Source organism: Oryzihumus sp. JJN4-3R (assembly GCF_057747915.1).
On sequence record NZ_CM173229.1, the window covers coordinates 2,015,005 to 2,035,545 of the forward strand.

Consider the following 20,541-nt stretch of genomic DNA (forward strand, 5'->3'; position numbering starts at 1 on the left):
TTGGGGTGACACCTGGCGGGCTGCCGGGCAAATCAGGGGTCGGCGCGCGGATCCGGTCTGTCGCGGGTCAGTCGAAGTAGAGGCGGATCGCGGTGCCGGGGCCGGTGGGGCGCACCGACGCGTCGGAGGAGAGGCTGCGGGCCAGCCACAGGCCGCGGCCGGAGTCGAGGTCGAGGCCGGGCGGGACGTAGCCCGCGATCGCATCGTGCAGCCCCGGCCCGGTGTCGGCCACCTCCCAGACCACCCGGTCGCCCTCGCGCCAGGTGGACAGCTCAGCCTCGCCGGCGGCCCGGATCGCGTTGCTCACCAGCTCGTTCACGGCGATGAGCACATCCTGGCCGCGCTCGGTTCGCAGGCCGGTGCCGAGCGCCTCCTCGACGGCGGCCCGTCCGGCGCGGGCGTCCGACACCCGTCGGGTGACCGCGTCCGCCGGACGCGGCGACCACGCCGGCTCCACCCGGTGCAGGTAGGTCGCCGTGTCCTCGTAGGTCGGCGAGGGCACCGGGCCCGTGCCACCCCACGTCATCGGATGGGTGCGCAGGACCGCGTCGATGATGTCGGGCTCGAGGCGCCGGGTGTCGTGCAGGCACAGCGAGTAGTACGGCAGCGCGGCGTAGGCCTCGTTGGCGACCGCCTCGAAGCGGGACCACACCCGCCCGCCGGGCAGCGCCAGCCAGGTCGGCTCCCCGATCAGCCGCCACGGCCGGCCGGTCGCCTTGAGGTCCTGGAGGTCGCGGTCGTAGGCGGCGAGCGTGCCGAAGCCCCCCTGCCACCACTCCTCGGACGGTGCGACCACGGCCAGTCGCTTCACCTCGTTGCCGAGGCAGTCGGCGATGGCCTCGCGCACCGGCTCCCCCGCCACGACGATCACCGGCTCGTCGCGGGCCAGCCCCTCCTCGACGAACGGCACGCACCGGGCGACCGCCTCCTCGTCGCGGGAGAACACGAACGCCTCGTGGGCGAAGGCCTCCCCCGTCCACGCCCCCGTGGGGTGCACCGCCGGCGCACTCACGCCGGCGCCTCGTCGGACAGCTCCACGTCGAACAGCTCGAGCACCCGGCGCGCCTGACGCCCCGCCCCGACGAACCGCACCGGCCGGCCCGCCGCGTGCATCGTGTCGGCGAACCGGACCAGGGTCCGGGTGCCGCCCACGTCGAGGAAGTCCAGCGCCGCGAGGTCGAGCGTGACCGGGCCGCCGTCGGGCAGGCTGAAGCCCTCCAGCAGCTGCCCCAGGTCGTCGACCGACCCGAGGTCCACCTCGCCGGCGAGCGCGAGGGTGTCGCCGCGGACGCGGACCCCGAAGCCCGGGTCCTCCGCGCAGCCGTTGCGGATGCCGTGCAGGGCCACCAGCGGGCGGAGGCGTTTCTCGGGGAGGTCCGGCACGGCATACCCGCACATGCCCGTGAGCGGGTGGTCGGCGATCACCGCGTCCACGACCATCTCGTAGGCGCGGATGTCGACCCAGTGGTCGGGGTCGAGGGCGAGCCCGGTCAGGTCACCGGCGACCCGCAGGCCGGACCAGCCGTCGGCGACCGCCCGCTCGGCGGCCTCGACGAACACCCGGGTCTGGGCGTGGGGGTCGAGGTGGCCTCCATCGGCGTAGACGTCGTCCATGGGCTGGACCGTGAGCTGGCCGTCGGCCAGCAGGGCCTCCAGGCCGGGCAGCGCCGCGAGCTGGGCGGTCAGCTCCGCCGTCGTGCCGGAGGCGGTGTAGACGAGGCGCTCGTGCCGTGCCGCGCCCTCGCGGAGGAACTCCGCCGCGACCTCGCCGAAGGGCTGCCGCTCGCCATAGGCCCAGCACAGGTGGTCGCCGGCATGCAGCCCCGTGGGCCGCTCCAGCGCCCGCAATCCCGCCATGCCGCCACGGTAAACCCGCAGGTCACGACCGGACAGGTGTTTGGACGAGCTCAGGGGGCGCACAGGTAGTACTTGCGGGTGAGTCGGGCGCGAGCAGACTGGGGGGATCCTGACCGGTGCGGGGGCCTGCCGCGAGCAAGGAGCCTTGAGATGAGCGACGCCAGCAGCCCCCGGACGTCCGGGGCCGACCACCAGGACGAGGATGCCGCCCGCCTGCAGAACCTGGGCTACACCCAGGAGCTGTCGCGGGTCCTGAGCCTGTTCGACAACTTCAGCGTCGCCTTCTCCTACCTGTCCCCGATGGTCGGCGTGTACTCGCTGTTCATCCTGGGCGCGGGGGCGGCCGGCCCGAGATACCTCTGGCTGATGCCACTGGTCGTGGCCGGCATGTTCATGGTGGCGCTGGTGTTCGGCGAGCTGGGCAGCCACTACCCGGTGGCGGGCGCGATCTACCAGTACGGCAAGTACTCGGTCAGCGCCGGCTACGGCTGGTGGGTCGGCTGGCTCTACGGCATGGCGCTGCTGGTCACCGTGGCCAGCGTGGACACCGGTGTCGTCGGCTACGCGACGGCGCTGATCAACCAGTGGTTCGGCACCAAGCTCGACCCGACGAACAGCACGACGATCGTGACCTTCACGCTCGTGATGATCCTCATCCAGACGTTCATGAACGCCGTCGGTGCCAAGCTGATGAGCCGGGTGACCGCGCTCGGCGTCTACGTCGAGACCATCGGGACGTTCGGCGTCGCGATCGCGCTGGCCATCGTGGGCTTCCACCACGGGTTCGGCTTCCTCTTCGAGACCCACGGCGCCGAGACCGCCGCGACCAACCCGCTGGGCATGAACTTCAACGGCAACTGGCTCACCGGCGCAGCCCTCGTGGCGATCCTCGCCCACGTCTACATCTTCTACGGCTTCGAGTCCGCCGGGGACATCGCCGAGGAGACCAAGGACGCCTCCCGCCAGGTGCCGCGCGCCATGCGCTCGGCCCTGCTCTACGGCGGGCTCGCCTCGTTCGTCCTGGTCGCCGCGCTGATCCTGGCCACCCCGAGCGACAGCAAGGGGTATGCCGCGGTGTTCGCCGGCGGGGGCGTCCCCGGCATCCTCAGCGAGCTGCCGCAGTGGCTGCAGGACTTCTTCCTGGTGATGGTCATCATCGCGTTCTTCTCCTGCGGCACGGCGGTGCAGGGTGCCGGCGCCCGGCTGGCGTTCTCCTTCGCCCGTGACGGGGCGGTGCCGGCGCACAAGTGGGTCGGCCACATCTCCCCGCGCTTCCACACCCCGGTCAACGCGATCATCCTCGGCGCGATCGTCCCGATTGTGTTCTCCCTGATGGTGAACATCAACCCGTCCTCGGACGTGAAGATCCTGTGGTTCACCTACCCCAAGGGGATCAACGCGCTCTTCGTGCTGGTGTCCTTCGGCGTCTCCGGCATCTACCTGTCGTTCCTGCTGACCGTCATCGGGTCGATGATCGCCCGCGCCCGCGGGTGGGTCCCCGAGGGCGCGTTCCGGCTCGGGCGGTGGGGCTGGCTGGTCAGCTGGCTGGCGCTGGCCTACCTGCTGGTCATGCTGATCAACGTGGTGCTGCCCTCGGGCCTGTCGAGTCCACGGGCGTTCTTCAACTACGACTGGATCACGCTGGTCGTCATGGTGCTGATCGCCCTGGTCGGCGGGATCTACTTCGTCATCGCCAGGCCGGACCGGGCGCTGCGCTCGCACCTGCACGACGACCTGGAGGCCACCGGCGCCGAGCGCTGACCCGAGCTGAGGGTCAGAGGGGCTCGAAGCCGGTCACGATGATCTCGGCCTCGCCGAGCTCGTCCGAGGCGGCGAGGTCGACCTCGGCGGTGATGCCCCAGTCGTGGTCGCCGTCGGGGTCGTCGATGACCTGGCGCACCAGCCAGCGGCCGGGCTGCTCCTCAACCTGGAACATCTTCGGCCCGCGGGCGTTGCCGTCCGTGCCGATCTCGTCGTGCTCGGCGAAGTAGGCCTCGATCGCCTGCTGCCACCGGTCGGCGTCCCAGCCCGAGCCGGCGTCGAGCTCGCCGAGGTCGATCCAGTGCCGCCGGGCGGCCAGCTCGACCCGGCGGAACATCGCGTTGCGCACCAGGACACGAAAAGCCCTGACGTTCCTGGTGATCGGCCGCGGCTGGTCGACCAGGTCGTCCGGTCGCGGCGCCACCCCGTCCTGCGCCGAGGGGTCGGTCAGCTGCTCCCACTCGTCCAGCAGGCTGGAGTCGGTCTGTCGCACGGTCTCGCCGAGCCACTCGATGAGGTCGGTCAGCTCCTCGGTCTTGAGGCTGTCCGGCACGGTCTGGCGCAGCGCCTTGTAGGCGTCGGACAGGTAGCGCAGCACCGCACCCTCGGAGCGGGCCAGGCCGTAGTAGCCGACCAGCTCGGTGAAGGTCATCGCCCGCTCGAACATGTCGCGCACGACCGACTTCGGCGAGAGCGCGTCCTCGGAGACCCACGGGTGGCCCTTGCGGTAAGTCTCCAGCGCACCCTCGAGGAGCTCGACCAGCGGCTTGGGCCAGGTCACCTCGTCGAGCAGCTCGAGGCGCTCGTCGTACTCGATGCCCTCGGCCTTCATCTCGGCCACGGCCTCGCCGCGGGCCTTGAACTGCTGGGCCAGCAGCACCTGCCGCGGGTCGTCCAGCGTGGCCTCGACGACCGAGACCACGTCGAGGGCGAAGGTCGGTGACTCCTGGTCGAGCAGCTCGAAGGCCGCGAGGGCGAAGGTCGACAGCGGCTGGTTGAGGGCGAAGTTGGCCTGCAGGTCGACCGTCAGGCGCACCGTGCGGCCGGTCTCGTCCGGCTCCTCGAGCCGCTCGACGACCCCGGCGGTGAGGAGCGCGCGATACATCTGGATGGCCCGGCGGGCGAGCCGCGCCTGGGCGGGCTGCTCCTCGTGGTTGTCGCGGACCAGCTTGCGCATCGCGACGAACGGGTCGCCGGGGCGGGCGATGACGTTGAGCAGCGTGGAGTGGCTGACCCGCATCCGCGAGACGAGGGCCTCGGGCTCTGCGGCGACGAGCCGCTCGAAGGTCTGCTCGCTCCAGGTGACCGCGCCCTCCGGCGCCTTCTTGCGCTGGACCTTGCGCCGCTTCTTGGGGTCGTCGCCGGCCTTGGCGAGCGCCTTCTCGTTCTCGATGACGTGGTCCGGCGCCTGCACCACCACCGAGCCGGAGGTGTCGTAGCCGGCGCGCCCTGCCCGGCCGGCGATCTGGTGGAACTCGCGGGCCTTGAGGATCCGCTGGCGGGAGCCGTCGAACTTGCTCAGGCCGGTCAGGACGACGGTGCGGATCGGCACGTTGATGCCGACGCCGAGGGTGTCGGTGCCGCAGATGACCTTGAGCAGGCCAGCCTGGGCGAGCTGCTCGACGAGGCGGCGGTACTTCGGCAGCATCCCGGCGTGGTGCACGCCGATCCCGTGGCGCACCAGGCGGGACAGCGTCTTGCCGAAGCCCGCGGCGAAGCGGAACCCGCCGATCAGCTCGGCGATCCTGTCCTTCTCCTCGCGGGTGCAGACGTTGAGGCTGAGCAGCGACTGCGCCCGCTCCAGCGCCGCGGCCTGGGTGAAGTGGACGACGTAGACCGGCGCCTGGTGGGTGGTCAGCAGCTCCTCGAGGGTCTCGTGCAGCGGCGTGAGGACGTAGCTGAACGACAGCGGCACGGGGCGCTCGGTGTTGGTGACCAGGGCGGTCGGCCGGCCGGTGCGGCGGGTCAGGTCGCTCTGGAACCGCTCGACGTCGCCGAGGGTCGCGGACATCAGCAGGAACTGGGCCTGCGGCAGCTCGAGCAGCGGCACCTGCCAGGCCCAGCCGCGGTCGGGCTCGGAGTAGAAGTGGAACTCGTCCATGACGACCTGGCCGATGTCGGCGTGCGACCCCTCGCGCAGCGCGATGTTGGCCAAGACTTCCGCGGTGCAGCAGACGATCGGCGCCTGGGCGTTGACGCTGGCGTCGCCGGTGAGCATGCCGACGTTGGCCGCGCCGAAGACGTCGCACAGCGCGAAGAACTTCTCCGACACCAGCGCCTTGATCGGCGCGGTGTAGAAGGTGCGCTGCCCCTGGGCCAGGGCGGCGAAGTGGGCGCCCGTCGCGACCAGGCTCTTGCCCGAGCCGGTCGGCGTCGACAGGACGACGTTGGCGCCGCTGACGACCTCGATCAGCGCCTCCTGCTGCGCGGGGTACAGCTCGATGCCCTGCTCCCCCGCCCACGCGGTGAACGCGTCGAAGAGGGCGTCGGGCTCGGGCGGGCTGGGGACGAGGTCGGCGAGGGTCATCAGGCCCCCATCGTGGCTGGTCGGGCCGCCCCGGCACCAATCGCCGGTATGCCGTGTGGTCGCGACCGCCGCACCGGTCACCCCGGACAGTGGTTGGGCGGCGCACACCCCCGGGTGGTCGTCAACCCCCTGCGGACGACCTCACCGGGGGCTGCGCCGCCCGTCCCCACACCGACGAATATCCGGGGCAGGTGTCGCGAGCGTCAACGCCGCGGACAGTTCCCTGACGCTTCCTTGCCATCTCCGGAGCCTTTATCGCCGGGCATTTGCGTGACGTTTCCCTCCCGTTCCCCTGCGGCAGGCTCGCCCGTGACGGGCGCGCCGGAGGTGAGGACACGGCATACCGGGGTCTTCCCGGATTGGGCAAAGTGCCCCGCGCGGGCCGATTCGCGTGCTTAGCCTCGAATGCGGGGGTCTCCTCCTCACCCTTGCGCCGACCGAAAGCCGTCCCGCCATGCGTCACCCGCTCCGCCGCCTCACCACCGTCCTGGCCACCACCGCCGCCGCCCTCGTGCCGGTCGTCGGGCTCGCAGCACCGGCCCGGGCCGTGCCGCCCACCCCGGTCGGGCTGCCCTCGGCGGCGGAGGACCTGGCCCGCTACGTCGGGGCGGACTCCTGCGACGGCAGGGCCAAGCCCGGCACGGTGGCACTGGGGGAGCTGCTGAAGAAGGCCTACCCCACCACGTCCTACGGCACGGTGCGCGCGTGCGGGTCGGACTCGCTGTCGACGACCGAGCACTACGACGGCCGCGCCGTGGACTGGATGGGCCCCAACGCCCGCAACACGACGGCCAAGAAGATGGGCGACGACGTCGTGGCGTGGCTGTTGGCCACGGACAAGGCGGGCAACCAGTTCGCCAACGCGCGCCGGCTCGGCGTGATGTACGTGATCTGGAACAACTCCTCCTGGGACGCCTACGACGGTTTCCAGAAGCAGCCGTACTCCACCTGCGCCCAGCACCCCGAGGCGGCGATGGACACCACGTGCCATCGCAACCACGTCCATCTCTCCCTCTCCTGGGAGGGCGCGATGAAGCGGACCTCGTTCTGGACGAAAACCGTTGCGGCGCCTGACTACGGGCCGTGCCGGACCCCGGAGCTGAACTGGGCGGCGCCCTACCGCAGCCCGCGTACGACGCCATGCGACCGCTACCCGAAGGTGTCTGCGCCGGCGAGCGCCTCGACCCTGACGAAGAAGCTGGTCGGCTACTCCGGGATGTACGTCCACTACGGCTCCGGCGGGCCGGTCGTCTCCGCGGTGCAGCAGGCGATCGGGCTCACGCCCGACGGCGCGTTCGGCGCGGGCACCGCGAGCGCGTTGAAGTCGTGGCAGGCGCGCAACTGCGTCCCGGCCACCGGCGCCGCCGACCTGGCCACGTGGCGCGCACTCACCCACGCGACGCCGCCGGCGACTGCCGGGCCGGTCGTGCCCGGGTTCGACGCGGACGGGAACCCGGACCTGCTGGCGCGCACCTCGACCGGTGCGCTGGTCCTCTACCCGGGCGACGCTTCCGGCGGCTTCCGTGCAGGGCGCACGGTCGGCACCGGCTGGGGCGGCTTCACCGCGCTGTTGTCCCCCGGTGACTTCACCGGCGACGGCAAGGCCGACCTGCTGGCCCGCCGCGCCGACGGCGGGCTGTGCCTGTGGCGCGGCAACGGCTCCGGAGGGTGGGCGACGTCCGCGCAGCCCGTCGGTACGGGATGGGGGTCCTTCACCGCGCTGTTCGGCGCCGGCGACTTCACCGGCGACGGCAAGGCCGACGTCATAGGCCGGACCTCGGACGGCGTGCTCCACCTGTATGCCGGCACGGGCACCGGCCGCTTCTCCGGCGCGCGGGTGATCGGCGCCGGCTGGAACATCTACAACGCGGTGTTCTCCCCCGGCGACTTCACCGGCGACGGCAGGCCCGACGTCGTCACCCGCACCAAGGCGGGACTGCTCTACCTGTATGCCGGGAACGGCGCCGGCGGGTTCGCCGGCCGGGGCACCGTCATCGGCCGCGGGTGGGACGGCTTCGCCTCCGTCCTGTCCGCCGGGGACCTCACCGGGGACCACGTCCCCGACCTCCTGGGCCGGACCTCCTCGGGCCTCCTGAAGCTCTACGCCGGCACCGGGACCGGCCGCATCGGCCAGGCCTCGGTGGTGCCCAGCACGTGGAGCCAGCCCACCCTCGTCGGCATCCGCTGAGTCAGTCGGTGCCCTGGTCGGCCAAGCGTGGCAGGAGGCCGCGCACGTAGTCGGGCACCTCGGGGTCGCCCTGGAGGTCCGGCGCCGGCCGGGGCTCGCCGGCGGCCGTCACCAGCGGCAGCACCCCTGCCCAGACGTCGGCGGACAGGTCATCGGGGTCGTCCGTCGCCGGGCCGTCGCTGACCTTGACCGACCACTCGGTCAGCGGCAGCGCAAGCACCATCGTGGCGGCCAGCTCCTTGCGCTTGGGCTGGCGCAGGTGCTCCCAGCGCCCCGGCAGCAGGTGCCCGGTCAGGACCCGCAGGCCCTCCACCAGGTCCTCCTCCGGCAGCGCCGCGGCGCGGCCGAGGACGGTGGCGCTGCGGTAGTGCATCGAGGACTCAAACGCCGAACGGGCGTAGACCAGGCCGTCGAGCAGCGTCACGGTGGCGCAGGCCGGTGCCCCGTCGGCCAGGGCGCGCATCAGCCGGCTGCCGGTCGAGCCGTGCAGCAACAGCCGGTCGCCGTCACGGGCACAGGCCATCGGCATGACGAACGGCTGCCCGTCGAGCGTGACGGCCACGTGGGCCACCAGCGCCGCGTCGAGCACGGCATACAGGGTGGCCTTGTCGGTGACCGCCTTCTCGGGCAGGCGGCGCACCGTGGTGCGCTCGGTCGGTCCTGTCGTCATCGTCCGGCTCCTCGGTCGGCTCGTGCCTCTGGGGCAGACCCTGCCGCACCGGGGCCGGTCGCCGTCAAGGAATGACGGACGGGACGGCCCTTGCCGTGGGTCGCGCTCCTCGCCCATCCTCGGGCGCATGGGTGGCGTCGGCCTGGTCCTGGGTGCTGGCGGCGTGGTCGGTCAGGCCTACCACGCCGGGGTGCTGGCCATGCTCGAGCACGACTACGGCTGGGACCCGCGCTCGGCGGACGTCATCGTCGGCACGTCGGCCGGGGCGATCACCGGATCGCTGCTGCGGGTCGGCGTCCCGGCCGCCGAGCTCGCCGCGTGGGCGGTCCGGGCGCCGCTGTCCACCGAGGGGCAGGTGCTGCACGAGCTGGTCGGCACCGAGATCCCCGAGTTCGAGCCGCTGCGTCCGTTGCGGATGCTGCGCCGGCCGCCCGACCCGCCGGGGTGGGGCGTGGTCCGCCACGCGATCACCCGGCCGGGCCACTTCCGCCCGCTCGTGGCAGGGATCGCCCGGCTGGCGCCGGGACCGCACGACATCGCCGAGCAGCTGGGCATGCTGCGCAAGGTCGAGGGCAAGGAGTGGCCCGAGCGCGAGCTGTGGGCGTGCACCGTGCGCCGGGACGACGGGCGGCGCGTCATCTTCGGCCGCCCGGGGTCGCCGGACGCCCCGCTGCACCTGGCGATCGCCGCGTCGTGCGCGCTGCCGGGCTACTTCGCGCCGGTGCGGATCGGCGACCACAGCTACGTCGACGGCGGCACCCACTCCCCGACCAACGCCGCCGTGGTCTGGGAGCGCGACCTCGACCTGGTCATCGTCGTCTCGCCGATGTCAGGGCCGGCCCAGCTGCCGACCGACCTGTATGGCGCGTCCCGCTGGCACGCGGCGCGCCTCGCCCGCCGTGAGGTGCGGGCCCTGAGGGACCGCGGAACGGCGGTCGTGGTCTTCCGCCCCGGCCACGCCGAGCACGCCGTGATGGGCAACAACCTGCTGGCCCGCGACCGGATCGACGAGATCGTCCAGCAGACGTTCCTCAGCTCCGGGGAGTACGCCGCGCGCCCGGAGGTGCGCGGCGTCCTGGCCACCTACGGGATGCGCTACTGACACCCCGACACCGGGCGGCAGGGTCAGTGCAGCAGCTGTTCCCAGTCGGGCGGGACGCGACCGGCGGGACCGGGGACGGGCTGGTCGAGGGGGTGGTGCTCCGGCGCGGCCAGGTGCGGACCGGCATACATCCGCTGGTCGCGGTAGTCGAAGAACCAGCGCTCGCCGGGCTCGAAGCTGGTGATCAGCGGGTGCCCGCTGCTCTCGGCGTGGCCGGTGGCGTGCTGCCCGGGCGAGTTGTCGCAGCAGCCGATGTGGCCGCACTGGGCGCACCGGCGCAGGTGGAACCACCAGGCGCCGAGCTCCTCGCACTCCACGCAGCCGTCCCCGGACGGCGGGACGGTGGGGTCGATGCCGTCATGGTCGGCCACGGGCGCACCTCCTCGCAGCAGCCATTCTGCCCGGGCCGGGGCCCGGAGGTCAGTAGCGCGCGAGGCCCTGTCATGGCGGCGCTACCGGTCGACGACCACCTGGAAGTTGATCGGGCGGCTGCCGGGGAAGGCGACCTTGCCCGCGGCGTCGACCATCTTGAACCGCACGAAGCAGAAGCCCGCGGTCGGCGGCGCGGTGACCTCGACCCGGACGTCGACCTGCTGGCCCGGAGCGGTGTCCGGGATCGGCAGGTCCGAGATGGTCTGGCACTGGTCCCGCTGCTGCGGGGCGTCGAGGCGGTGCAGCGCGTAGCCCGTCCACGGGACCGTGCCGGCGTTCTTGATCCGCCAGAGCTTGGCGAAGACCTGGCCGCGGCGGACGTGGTCGCAGTCCGCGAAGGTGAGGTCGGCGACGAGGACCGCGTGGTCGCCCGCGTGGACGGGAGGTGCCTTGGGCGGGTTCGGCTGCTGGACCGGGCAGTCACCCGCGCTGTATGGCGGCAACCCGTCCGGTGCGGGCGCGCCGGCGTGCGCCGCGGGGGTGCGGCCCACGGCTGAGGCGTGGCTCCCCGCGGTGGCACCGTCTCCGGCGATGGCACGCCCGCCCGATGACGACCAGGCCACGACGGCGCCCGCGGGCAGCACCAGCACCGCGGCCGCCCCGACCACCGACGGCCAGCCGCGACGCCGTCGCGGGGCGTCCGCAGCCACCGGGGTGGCCTCGGCGGCCGGCGTGGCGGCCGGCGTGGTCACCGGGTCGGGTGCCGAGGGCCCGGTTGTCCCGGTTGTCCCGGTGGTTCCGGCGGGTAGGGGCATGGAGATCGAGGCAGGGAGCGTGATCGGCCCGGTCACCGGCGACGTCTGCGGCGGCGTGGCCGGGACGGCGTCCACGCCGACGACCACGGGCGGCGGGGGTGGTGTCGGCGACACGGGCACCGGCAGCGCGGGGATCGGCCCGGTCGGGGCCTCGAGGTGGGGCGCGCAGGCTGCCGCGGCGACCGCGCATACGACCGCGTTGGCCCGCTCCCACCGCTCACGGAACTGGCTCGGGTCGCCGCCGCACGCCTTGACGAACTCGGCGGTGGTCCCCCAGCTCGGGAGCCGGTTGCCCTGGGCGGCCTCGTGCAAGGTGGTGTGGGAGATCGCCCGGGAGCGACCGGCCATCACGCGGAACGACGGGCTGCCGGCCGAGGTGCGCAGCTCGGCCAGCACGGCAGCGAAGCCTTCGATCGCCTCTGCCCGGGCGGACGCAGCACTCTTCACGCTCCCCCTCCTCGCTCGCCAGCCGGGGCGGCATCAGGCGGCGAGGTGGGACGTTACTGGCAAATGGGGCAGTGGGGCAGGACTTGACCTTCTTCTTACCCGCACCAGGGCAGGCCGAGGCGCCCACCGCACGGTCTGCGGTGGGCGCCGGGGCGCGGGAGCGGTGTCGGATCAGCTGCCGATGACGATCCCGTCGTAGTAGTCCTTCAGGATCGCGGCGTAGCCCTCGCCCGCGTTGGCCTTGTCCCGGGAGCCGTACTGGGACATCCAGTTGCCGTCGACCCAGCTGCTCGGGCAGGCGGTGGTCGTCGAGCAGTAGTGCGCCTGGAGGATGTTGCCGCTACGGGTCATCCGGGTGGTCCAGGTGCTGTCGACCGCGTCGCTGGTCGAGGCGACCGACGAGCCCGGCTTGTAGACCTGGTCCCCCGTGTCGTCCCGGACGTCGTAGCAGGCACCGCCGGGGGTGGTCCGGGTGGAGTGCAGCGCCCAGTACCAGGCGTAGCTCTTCACCGCCATCGCCCCCGACTTCAGGGACGCGGCCGGCCAGCTGGAGATCCACTCGTTGGGCAGGACGTCCTTGACGTAGGTCTTGAACGCGACCCGGTCGACCCGGCCGAGGCTGACCCGGTAGACGAGGATCGAGCTCGGCAACGTGGTGTTCGTGCCGTCGGTCTTGCACCCGGTCACGGGGGTGCTGATCAGCTCGTGCGAGGCATTCTCGTTCTTCAGCGTGGCGTTGAGGTTGCCCTTCGTCCCGGCGGCGAAGTCCTGGTAGGCGCCGGAGAAGTTGCTGTTGTAGTAGACCCGCACGGTCTTGCCGGTGCGGTTCCACACCGAGGCCGCGTTGTTCTTCACGCAGACGCCCTGGCCGTTGCCCGGGCTCTTGAACTCGTAGCAGCTCGGCTGCGTGGCGCCGTAGTCGTCGAGGGAGTCGTCGAAGTCCGAGATCGAGCCGGCGTTGTCGGAGTTGTAGTAGTAGCAGAACTCACCGCTCTCGCAGACGCCGTCGCGCGCGGTCGCCGCCGAGGCCGGCGTGGCGAACACGGCCCCGGTCAGCACCAGGGTGAGCGTGGCGAGCAGCGAGGTCAGCGCTGACCTACGTCGTGACATGGTGCTGGTTCCCCTGTTCGGTGGTCATGAGGCGCAGGCGGCCCGGCCCGGCGCTGTGGCCGGACCGGGCCGCAGGCGTCATCGGCTCAGTGGTTGACCTGGAACCAGGGCTGGGTCCAGCCGAGGTAGGTCTCGTTGAAGCTGGACTCGATCGTGGCGATCGTGGTGCGGTTGTAGTGACCGGCCTGGTAGCGCCCGTCGCTGCCGACATCGGTGGAGGCGAAGTTGCCGCCACCGAGGGAGAGCATGATGTGCCCGTAACCCTGCGAGCCGCCCGAGAAGAACGCCAGGGCGCCCGCGGGCACCCCCGAGCGGTCACCGGGGTGCTTGTACGTCGAGGGCATCGCCGACCAGTGGGAGGCAGCGGAGGTGGACCCGCTGCTCCCCCAGCCGTAGGCCTCGGCGACGACGTGGTCACAGTTGCCGGAGCCCAGCGAGGTGCTGCCGAGGTGGTTGTTCGCCCACGTGACGGCCTGCGAGCAGGTGTTGGGGTTGCCAAAACCGTTCGTGCAGGTGTCGCCCGACGTGCCGATCTTGTGCGAGGCGTTCTCGTTCTTCAGCGTGGCGTTGAGGTTGACCTTGGCCCCGGCGGCGATCGTCTGCGTCGCGCCGGAGTAGCCGGTGTTGTAGTAGACGGTCACGGTCTGGCCGGTGCGGTTCCACACCGAGGCGGCATTGTTCTTGATGCACTGCCCCTGGCCGTTGCCGGCGCCCTTGAACTCGTAGCAGTCCGGCTGCGTCGTGCCGTAGTCGTCGATCGAGGTGGTGAAGTCGGAGATCGACCCGGCGTTGTCGGAGTTGTAGTAGTAGCAGAACTCCCCGCTGTCACAGACCCCGTCGCGGGAGGCGGCAAAGGCCGGGGCGGCGTTGGTCATCATCGGGGTGGCTGCGGCGATGGCGATGCCCGCCACCGTCAGGGCCTTGCGCAGGATGTTCATGGTTCAGTCCTCCAGGAGGGGTTGCGGTTGGTATGCCGTGCTGTTCGGGTCGTGCGGCCGGCTCGCCGCGCGGGGGCGTGGCGGGACGGAGTCAGTGGGGAGGTGCCGTGACCGGCGGCGAGCTCACGGCTGCCGCTGGTACTCCTCCCAGGTGAGGATCGGGATACGGGGGCCGTCGTCCGCGGCGCGGTTGGCCAGGCCGTTCATCCCGAGGTAGTAGTCGCCCACCTGGTGCTGGGCCTGGCTGGACAGGTCGGTGTCGCTGATGGCCGCGGCGTGGATGTGCCAGGGCCAGTCACCCTGGCTGGGGTCGCGCACCCAGGCGGCGAAGCCGACCTGGCGCAGAGCGGTGACGACCTGGGTGCGGGTCGCGGAGGTCATGCCGTCGACCGAGATGTCGACCACGCCACCGCCGTCGTGGGTGCCGGCCGAGGTCGGGTCGCCGCCGGGGTTGTAGGAGCCCTGGGACAGGACGAGGGTGCGCCCGAGCAGCCGCTCGGCCTCGGTGAGCATCGCCTGGGTGCGGGCGTCGACGACGTAGCCGTCACGGCTGACCTTCGCGCCGGGGCCGATGACCTGCGTGACGGTGTAGCGGCCCTGGCCGAGGCTGGTCAGCGAGGTCTTGCCGGGAAGGCCGCTGGCGTCCAGGCCGGTGTAGCCCAGCGACTCCTGGAACTTGGCGTACGCCGTCACGGTCGAGGTGCCGAAGTAGCCGTCGACCCACTGGGCGTCGAGCAGCCCCTTGGCCTGCAGGGCCTTCTCGACCTCCAGGACGCTGGACTTGGCGCCCGGGGTGAGGGTGCTGTCGGCGCGGCGCGGGTCGATCTGCGCCGCCTTGACCGTCGCCTCCATGTTCACGGTGGGCAAGGTGGTTGCGGCCTGGGCTGACGGCGTGACCGCCGTCACGGACGCGCCGGCCACCAGAGCGGCAGCGGCGACGCCGGCCGAGAGGCGGGCGGCGGCGCCAGGGGCGAGCCAGGAAGGGAGCTGCATCGGTCCTCCGGTTGCGTGGTGGCCTGCGGTCGTCGGTGATCGACCGGGCCGGGGCACACAGTGGAGGCGGGGTGAAGGTGTCCGACAGGGTGGAAGGCGGCCCTGACAGGGTGTCCGGCCTGTCAGATGCGCCCTGACCTGCGCGGACACCGGGTGTTGTCAACACTTGCGCGAGGCTGGAAGACGGTGGGACATTGCATGGCTAACGACGGGCCGGCACACAGGGGGCCGCGCCGGCTCCAGCAAATGTTCTGGAGAAATGCATGCCCTCGTACGACCAGCCGGACGTCCTCGATCGCAACCTCGCGGAGATCCTGCAGGAGATCCGTGTCGCCCAGACCGGAGTCCAGATCCTCTTCGCCTTCCTGCTCTCGCTGCCGTTCACGCCAGCGTTCAGGAGCGCGAGCGCGCCGGACCGGGCGGTCTACCTCACCGCCCTGCTGGCCACCGTCGGCGCCGCGTCCATGCTGATCGCGCCCGTCGCGTTCCACCGCATCCTGTTCCGGCGGCGGCGTCGGCCGGACATCGTCCGGGGCGCCAACCGCTTCGCCATCGTCGGGCTCGCGCTCATGGTGGTCGGCGTCTCGGCGGCCATCCTCTTCGCCTCGACCTTCGTGGTGGGCACCATCGGCGGCTTCTGCATCGGCGGCTTCGTGTTCCTGTGGTTCAGCGCGTGGTGGTTCGCGGTGCCGTTCCACCACCTGCACCGGCGGGACGACCACCCCGTGACGGTGCCGGTCAGCAGCTCGGCGGCCCCTCACCGGGCGACGATGCACGCGGTCTCGCACGCCAGGGCGGCCCGCCCCCGGTCCTGAGCGTCGGCGCTCGGCCCGCCGGGCCTCGGGCTCGCCGGGCCTCGGCCGGTCGGGCCTCGGCCGGTCGGGCCGGGGCCACGTCAAGCACGCCGGAACGCGCCCGCACGGCAGTCCCAAGTTCCGTGGGTAGGCTGAGCGGCCGTCCCAGCGGGTATGCCGGGCTGTCCCCACCCCGGGACCCCGGCCGCCCGCGACGACGTGCCGTCACCGCCACACCCTGGAGCAGTCCTCGTGACCGACCTGACCACGGCCCCCAGCAGCGCCGGCGCCGACGGTGCCGACGCCGCCGACTCCGCACCGCACGCGCCCCCTGCCGGAGGCAACCGCCCCGCCGGCGCCGCGGTGCTGCTCGCGGCCCTCGGCGTCGTCTTCGGCGACATCGGCACCAGCCCGCTGTACGCGCTGCAGACCGTGTTCTCCCTCGACCACGGCATCGTGCGACCCACCGCCGGCGACGTCTACGGGGTCATCTCGTTGATGTTCTGGTCGGTCACGCTGATCGTGTCGGCGAAGTACGTGATGGTGCTGATGCGCGCCGACAACGACGGCGAGGGTGGGGTGATGGCCCTGGCCGCCCTGGCGCGCCGCCTGTACGCCAAGCGTGGTGGCCGCACCGGCCTGCTGATGGCCCTGGGCATCCTCGGCGTCTCCTTGTTCTACGGGGACTCCGTGATCACCCCCGCCATCAGCGTGCTGTCGGCCGTCGAGGGCCTCAAGGTGGCCGCTCCCGGGCTCGCGCACCTGGTCGTCCCCGTCGCCGCGGTCATCCTGACCGGGCTGTTCGCCGCGCAGCGGTTCGGCACCGGCAAGGTCGGGGCGCTCTTCGGCCCGGTCACCCTGGTCTGGTTCGCCGCGCTGGCCGCGGCGGGGATCCCGCAGATCGTGGCCCACCCCAACGTGCTGGCCGGCCTGTCCCCCACCTACGCGGTGTCGTTCGTGGCCGCACACCCCGGTATCGCGTTCATCGCGATGGGCGCGGTCGTCCTGGTCATCACCGGCGCCGAGGCGTTGTACGCCGACATGGGCCACTTCGGGCGGATGCCGATCCTGCGCGCCTGGTTCTTCGTCGTGTTCCCGGCGCTGACGCTGAACTACCTCGGCCAGGCCGCGCTCATCCTGCACACCCCCGGTGCCGTCGAGAACCCGTTCTTCCTGCTGCTGCCCGGCTGGTCGCAGGTCCCGATGGTGGTCCTGGCGACGGCCGCGACGGTCATCGCCAGCCAGGCCGTGATCTCGGGCGCGTTCTCCCTCTCCCGGCAGGCGATGCAGCTGGGCATGCTGCCCGCGCTGCGGGTCCGCCAGACCTCCGAGCACGAGGCCGGCCAGATCTACCTGCCCGGCATCAACGGCTTGCTGTTCGTCGGCGTCCTCGCGCTGATGTTCGCCTTCCGTTCCTCCGCCAAGCTCGCCACGGCATACGGGGTGTCCGTGACCGGCGCCCTCGTCATCGACACGGTCCTGCTGCTGCTCGTGGCGCGGGTCCTGTGGGACTGGTCGGCGTGGAAGCTGGCCCTGGCCGGCGTCGCGTTCGGCGGGGTGGAGCTGACGTTCCTGGCGGGGAACCTCTCCAAGGTCGCGCACGGCGGCTGGCTGCCGCTGCTCATCGCCGCGTGCGTGTTCACCGTCATGACGACGTGGCAGAAGGGCCGCGCCGTGGTGGCGACGAACCGGCGGCGCAAGGAGGGGCCGCTGCAGGAGTTCGTCGACCACGTCCACGAGCAGGGTGTGCCCCGGGTGCACGGCACCGCGGTGTTCCCGCACCCCTCCAAGGAGACGACGCCGCTCGCGATGCGGGCCACCGTGGAGCACAACCACGTCCTGCACGAGCACGTCATCGTCATCTCCGCGACCGCGGTCAACGTGCCGCACGTCGCGCCGGCGCAGCGGCTGACGGTGGACGACCTCGGCTATGCCGACGACGGCATCCTCCACCTGGCGGTGCGCTTCGGCTTCGCCGACCACGTGGACCTGCCGGCCGCGCTCCGTCAGGCCGTCGCCGACGAGCTGATCGGGCCGGGCATCGACGTCGAGGGCGCGTCCTACTTCCTCTCCCGCGGCACGATCAGCCTCGGCCGGGAGAAGGTGATGGCCACCTGGCGCAAGCGGCTGTTCAGCCAGCTCGCCCGGCACGCCGCGGACCCGGCCGAGTACTTCGGCCTGCCCGCGAAGCAGATCGTGACGATGGGCAGTCACGTCACGCTCTGACGGGAGCGCGGGGACACGCGGGATCAGGCCCGGAACTGGTCCCGCGCGGTGACCAGGGTCCCGCCACCCTGGTGGGCGCGGTCGGTCGACGGGCGCTGTCGCGGACCGGTTGCCGCGGCGAGCACCCCGCCGTTGGGCAGGGAGAACCTGCCGTCGTCGGTGAGCAGCTCGGTGTAGGTCAGGCCGATGCCCACGACCTGCCCGGTGTACTCCCCACCCAGGGCGCCGGAGCGCAGCACGATCCACTGGCCGACGTCGAAGGGCCTCGAGGTCAGCAGGATCAGCCCCGCGAACAGGTTGGCCAGGGCCTGCTGAGCCGCGATGCCGATGACGACGCCGGTGATGGCCCCGGACAGCAGGAGCTTCTGGACGGGCACCTGAAGGAGGCCCAAGGTCGCCACCGTGATGACCACGTAACCGGCAACCGTCAAGCCCAGCCTCAGGTTGGAGGCGGTTCCGGGGGCCGCCCGCAGGGCGACGACCCGCGCGATCTCGTTGGCCGCGTTGCGGACGGCGATCGCTGCAACGACGGCGAAGACCGCGGCGCCGGCGAATGCGACGAGCTTGGGCCCGACCTTCGGCGAGTGCGGCTCGCTGAACGTGGCCAGCGCCGCGAAGGCGACCACGCCAAGGGCGGCCGCGAAACCGGCGCGGCGAAGGTCGGGTCGCGCGGGGACGGTCAGGTGGGACGGCAGTTGCACAGAGTGCACCTCCAAGCCTGGGGGACGTGTTCCGCGGCGTGGACTGCGCAGACGGTGCTGGCGGGCCACCGGGCCGACGAGAACCGAAACGACCACGGTAGCGGCCACGCTTCTCTGCCCGCGACCGGCAGCCCTGTGCGAGGAGGGCGTGACGGCGCGTCGGGGAGCCAAGTCGGGCGTCCGGCCCGGGGTTGGGGGGACGATGAGCGGGTGCCCCACGTCACAGGGAAGCGGGAGGCCGGGCTCCCGCGGCCGTCGCCGGGGGATCCCCGATGAGCTTCACGCTGCTGTCGGTGATCTGCCTGGCCGGCATCGCCGGGCCGCTGCTGGCGATCTCCCACCGGTGGGGGCTCCCCGTCGTCGTGGGCGAGCTGCTGGTGGGCGTGGTGCTCGGCCCCACGGTGCTGGGGGCCGTGCACGCCGCCAACCCGACCTTCGCGTTCATGGCGAACATCGGGTTCGCCCTGGTCATGTTCGTCGCCGGCTCCCACGTCCCGATCGGCGACGCGCGGCTGCGGAAGGCACTGCCGAAGGGGCTGCTGCGGGCGGCCGTCGTCGGCGCGGCCTCCGTCCCGGTCGCGGTCCTGATCGCCCGAGCCTTCGGGACCGGCCACGCCGTGCTGTATGCCGTGTTGCTGGCTTCGTCCTCGGCGGCCCTGATCCTGCCGATCATCGATGCGCTCCACCTGTCCGGCGACCCGGTCCTGCAGCTGCTGCCCCAGGTGGCCGTCGCCGACGCCGCCTGCATCGTCGCCCTCCCGCTGGCCATCGACCCGGCCCGCGCCGGTCACGCCGCCCTCGGCGCCCTGGTCGTGGTCGGGTGCTCGGTCGTGCTGTTCGTCGTGCTGCGGGAGACCGAGCGACGGGGCTGGCGCCGCGACGTGCACCGCCTGTCCGAGCGCCGCAAGTTCGCCCTCGAGCTGCGGATCAACCTGGCCATCCTGTTCGGCCTCGCCGCCGTCGCCCAGACCACCCGGGTCTCGATCATGCTGGCCGGGTTCACCTTCGGCCTGGCGATGGCCGCCATCGGTGAACCGCGCCGGCTGGCCCGTCAGCTGTTCGCCGTCACCGAGGGGTTCTTCGGGCCGGTCTTCTTCATCTGGCTCGGCGCCTCCCTCGACCTCGGGGCCCTGGGCCAGCACCCCACCCTCATCGGGCTGGGCGTGGCCCTCGGCGTCGGGGCGCTCGCCACCCACGTGGTCCCGGTCCTGACGGGGCAGCGGACCGCCCTCGGGGCCCTGGCGTGCGCCCAGCTCGGGGTCCCGGTCGCCGCCGCGACCCTGGGGGTGCAGTCACACCTGCTCGCCAGCGGCGAGCCGGCCGCCCTCATCCTCGGCGCCCTCGTGACGATCGCGGTGGCTGCGGTGGCCGCCACGCTCGCCGCACGAGGAAGGGAGCCTGCGGCCAGCGCCTCCCTCAGCTGAGGCCGCGAACCGGGGCGGCGTCATACCTGTCGGCGAGGACTGACTGCGCTCCGCGGCATCCACTCCCGCTCAGGGAGCGGGGTATCTCCTGGAGGCTCGCGGGGTGAGGGGTCTCACCGCGCCGTCAGGGCGAGGTGCCGTGGCGAGCCGAGATGATCGCGATCGCGATGATGATGCCGATGATGCCCAGGACGAGCGAGATGCTCCCGCAGATGAGCCCGGCCAGCGCCTGACCGCGGTTGGTGGCACGCCCTTGCCTGGCCTTCCCGAGGCCCATGACCCCCAGGATGATGGCTGCCGTCGAGCTGAGCGGGGCCAGCATGACGAAGCTGGCGATGCCCACCACCATCGCGGCCAGGCCCACCCCGTTCTCGGGCTGAGCCTGCTCCAGGCCGGTCGGCGGCGGCTGCGGCGGGAACTCCGGGTACTGACTCGGGTACTGGCTCACGACGATCTCCCCAGGCTGTGTACTGCCATGGACCACATCTTGCTCCCGTTCGAGTCAGTCGCTCGGCGACGCGCTGAACCACCTCGGCTACTCCGGCTGACCGGGCCATCGGCTCGGCCGACCGCTTCGTCCACGGCGCGTCCAGGGCGTCCGGACACAGCACCGTGG

Annotated in this window: 17 protein-coding genes; 6 read left to right on the forward strand and 11 right to left on the reverse strand. The window is 72.2% G+C overall.

What is annotated here, in order from left to right; translation table 11 throughout:
- Positions 1 to 67 precede the first annotated feature (67 nt).
- Together AC3ANM_RS09355 and AC3ANM_RS09360 are read right to left on the reverse strand one after the other, a co-directional pair.
- Entirely contained in the window at positions 68 to 1,012 is a 945-nt protein-coding gene (locus AC3ANM_RS09355; protein WP_488287855.1) for an anti-sigma factor RsbA family regulatory protein, read from the reverse strand.
- On the reverse strand, positions 1,009 to 1,857 hold the full coding sequence (locus tag AC3ANM_RS09360; protein ID WP_488287856.1) for an MEDS domain-containing protein: 849 nt from the start codon (positions 1,855 to 1,857) through the stop codon (positions 1,009 to 1,011). Before AC3ANM_RS09360 ends, AC3ANM_RS09355 begins: the two co-directional genes overlap by 4 nt.
- 150 nt (positions 1,858 to 2,007) lie before the next feature.
- On the opposite strand from AC3ANM_RS09360, the gene AC3ANM_RS09365 reads away from it, so the two are divergent.
- Positions 2,008 to 3,618, forward strand: a complete 1,611-nt coding sequence (locus tag AC3ANM_RS09365) for an APC family permease (RefSeq protein ID WP_488287857.1) — start codon at positions 2,008 to 2,010, stop codon at positions 3,616 to 3,618.
- A 13-nt stretch (positions 3,619 to 3,631) separates the two neighbouring features.
- On the opposite strand, the gene AC3ANM_RS09370 is transcribed toward AC3ANM_RS09365, so the two are convergent.
- Complete coding sequence (locus AC3ANM_RS09370) at positions 3,632 to 6,145, reverse strand: DEAD/DEAH box helicase (protein WP_488287858.1); 2,514 nt, start codon at positions 6,143 to 6,145, stop codon at positions 3,632 to 3,634.
- Between the two features lie 454 nt (positions 6,146 to 6,599).
- Here AC3ANM_RS09370 and AC3ANM_RS09375 point away from each other — a divergent pair, with 454 nt between their 5' ends.
- Complete coding sequence (locus AC3ANM_RS09375) at positions 6,600 to 8,333, forward strand: FG-GAP-like repeat-containing protein (protein WP_488287859.1); 1,734 nt, start codon at positions 6,600 to 6,602, stop codon at positions 8,331 to 8,333.
- 1 nt (position 8,334) lies between these two features.
- Here the strand turns inward: AC3ANM_RS09375 and AC3ANM_RS09380 are convergent, their stop codons facing one another.
- Positions 8,335 to 9,003, reverse strand: a complete 669-nt coding sequence (locus tag AC3ANM_RS09380) for a pyridoxamine 5'-phosphate oxidase family protein (RefSeq protein WP_488287860.1) — start codon at positions 9,001 to 9,003, stop codon at positions 8,335 to 8,337.
- A gap of 127 nt (positions 9,004 to 9,130) precedes the next feature.
- On the opposite strand from AC3ANM_RS09380, the gene AC3ANM_RS09385 reads away from it, so the two are divergent.
- Positions 9,131 to 10,105 (forward strand): patatin-like phospholipase family protein, encoded by a 975-nt coding sequence (locus AC3ANM_RS09385; protein WP_488287861.1) that lies wholly within the window; start codon positions 9,131 to 9,133, stop codon positions 10,103 to 10,105.
- A gap of 23 nt (positions 10,106 to 10,128) precedes the next feature.
- Here AC3ANM_RS09385 and AC3ANM_RS09390 read toward each other — a convergent pair whose 3' ends face one another.
- From AC3ANM_RS09390 to AC3ANM_RS09410, 5 genes are all read right to left on the reverse strand, one after another.
- The gene (locus AC3ANM_RS09390) at positions 10,129 to 10,476 is read right to left on the reverse strand and encodes a UBP-type zinc finger domain-containing protein (RefSeq protein ID WP_488287862.1); all 348 of its coding nucleotides are present in this window, start codon (positions 10,474 to 10,476) and stop codon (positions 10,129 to 10,131) included.
- An 81-nt stretch (positions 10,477 to 10,557) separates the two neighbouring features.
- Entirely contained in the window at positions 10,558 to 11,739 is a 1,182-nt protein-coding gene (locus tag AC3ANM_RS09395; RefSeq protein ID WP_488287863.1) for an NBR1-Ig-like domain-containing protein, read from the reverse strand.
- A gap of 171 nt (positions 11,740 to 11,910) precedes the next feature.
- Entirely contained in the window at positions 11,911 to 12,849 is a 939-nt protein-coding gene (locus AC3ANM_RS09400) for a peptidase inhibitor family I36 protein (RefSeq protein ID WP_488287864.1), read from the reverse strand.
- An 86-nt stretch (positions 12,850 to 12,935) separates the two neighbouring features.
- Positions 12,936 to 13,787 (reverse strand): peptidase inhibitor family I36 protein, encoded by an 852-nt coding sequence (locus tag AC3ANM_RS09405; protein ID WP_488287865.1) that lies wholly within the window; start codon positions 13,785 to 13,787, stop codon positions 12,936 to 12,938.
- 123 nt (positions 13,788 to 13,910) lie between these two features.
- The gene (locus AC3ANM_RS09410; protein ID WP_488287866.1) at positions 13,911 to 14,780 is read right to left on the reverse strand and encodes a peptidoglycan-binding domain-containing protein; all 870 of its coding nucleotides are present in this window, start codon (positions 14,778 to 14,780) and stop codon (positions 13,911 to 13,913) included.
- A gap of 263 nt (positions 14,781 to 15,043) precedes the next feature.
- Between AC3ANM_RS09410 and AC3ANM_RS09415 the strand changes: the two genes are divergently transcribed.
- Together AC3ANM_RS09415 and AC3ANM_RS09420 are read left to right on the forward strand one after the other, a co-directional pair.
- Positions 15,044 to 15,595 (forward strand): DUF6328 family protein, encoded by a 552-nt coding sequence (locus AC3ANM_RS09415; RefSeq protein ID WP_488287867.1) that lies wholly within the window; start codon positions 15,044 to 15,046, stop codon positions 15,593 to 15,595.
- Between the two features lie 231 nt (positions 15,596 to 15,826).
- Entirely contained in the window at positions 15,827 to 17,800 is a 1,974-nt protein-coding gene (locus tag AC3ANM_RS09420) for a potassium transporter Kup (protein ID WP_488287868.1), read from the forward strand.
- Positions 17,801 to 17,823: 23 nt separating this feature from the next.
- Here AC3ANM_RS09420 and AC3ANM_RS09425 read toward each other — a convergent pair whose 3' ends face one another.
- Positions 17,824 to 18,501, reverse strand: coding sequence for a mechanosensitive ion channel domain-containing protein (locus tag AC3ANM_RS09425; RefSeq protein WP_488287869.1), 678 nt, complete (start codon positions 18,499 to 18,501; stop codon positions 17,824 to 17,826).
- A 272-nt stretch (positions 18,502 to 18,773) separates the two neighbouring features.
- On the opposite strand from AC3ANM_RS09425, the gene AC3ANM_RS09430 reads away from it, so the two are divergent.
- The gene (locus AC3ANM_RS09430) at positions 18,774 to 19,925 is read left to right on the forward strand and encodes a cation:proton antiporter (protein WP_488287870.1); all 1,152 of its coding nucleotides are present in this window, start codon (positions 18,774 to 18,776) and stop codon (positions 19,923 to 19,925) included.
- Between the two features lie 124 nt (positions 19,926 to 20,049).
- On the opposite strand, the gene AC3ANM_RS09435 is transcribed toward AC3ANM_RS09430, so the two are convergent.
- Entirely contained in the window at positions 20,050 to 20,373 is a 324-nt protein-coding gene (locus tag AC3ANM_RS09435; RefSeq protein ID WP_488287871.1) for a DUF4190 domain-containing protein, read from the reverse strand.
- Between the last annotated feature and the right edge of the window lie 168 nt (positions 20,374 to 20,541).

Bases quoted from the DNA above. Each gene is read 5' to 3' on its own strand.
- AC3ANM_RS09360 (WP_488287856.1), bottom strand. From the start codon at position 1,857: ATGGCGGGATTGCGGGCGCTGGAGCGGCCCACGGGGCTGCATGCCGGC.
- AC3ANM_RS09365 (WP_488287857.1), top strand. From the start codon at position 2,008: ATGAGCGACGCCAGCAGCCCCCGGACGTCCGGGGCCGACCACCAGGAC.
- AC3ANM_RS09370 (WP_488287858.1), bottom strand. From the start codon at position 6,145: ATGACCCTCGCCGACCTCGTCCCCAGCCCGCCCGAGCCCGACGCCCTC.
- AC3ANM_RS09375 (WP_488287859.1), top strand. From the start codon at position 6,600: ATGCGTCACCCGCTCCGCCGCCTCACCACCGTCCTGGCCACCACCGCC.
- AC3ANM_RS09380 (WP_488287860.1), bottom strand. From the start codon at position 9,003: ATGACGACAGGACCGACCGAGCGCACCACGGTGCGCCGCCTGCCCGAG.
- AC3ANM_RS09385 (WP_488287861.1), top strand. From the start codon at position 9,131: ATGGGTGGCGTCGGCCTGGTCCTGGGTGCTGGCGGCGTGGTCGGTCAG.
- AC3ANM_RS09400 (WP_488287864.1), bottom strand. From the start codon at position 12,849: ATGTCACGACGTAGGTCAGCGCTGACCTCGCTGCTCGCCACGCTCACC.
- AC3ANM_RS09405 (WP_488287865.1), bottom strand. From the start codon at position 13,787: ATGAACATCCTGCGCAAGGCCCTGACGGTGGCGGGCATCGCCATCGCC.
- AC3ANM_RS09410 (WP_488287866.1), bottom strand. From the start codon at position 14,780: ATGCAGCTCCCTTCCTGGCTCGCCCCTGGCGCCGCCGCCCGCCTCTCG.
- AC3ANM_RS09415 (WP_488287867.1), top strand. From the start codon at position 15,044: ATGCCCTCGTACGACCAGCCGGACGTCCTCGATCGCAACCTCGCGGAG.
- AC3ANM_RS09430 (WP_488287870.1), top strand. From the start codon at position 18,774: ATGAGCTTCACGCTGCTGTCGGTGATCTGCCTGGCCGGCATCGCCGGG.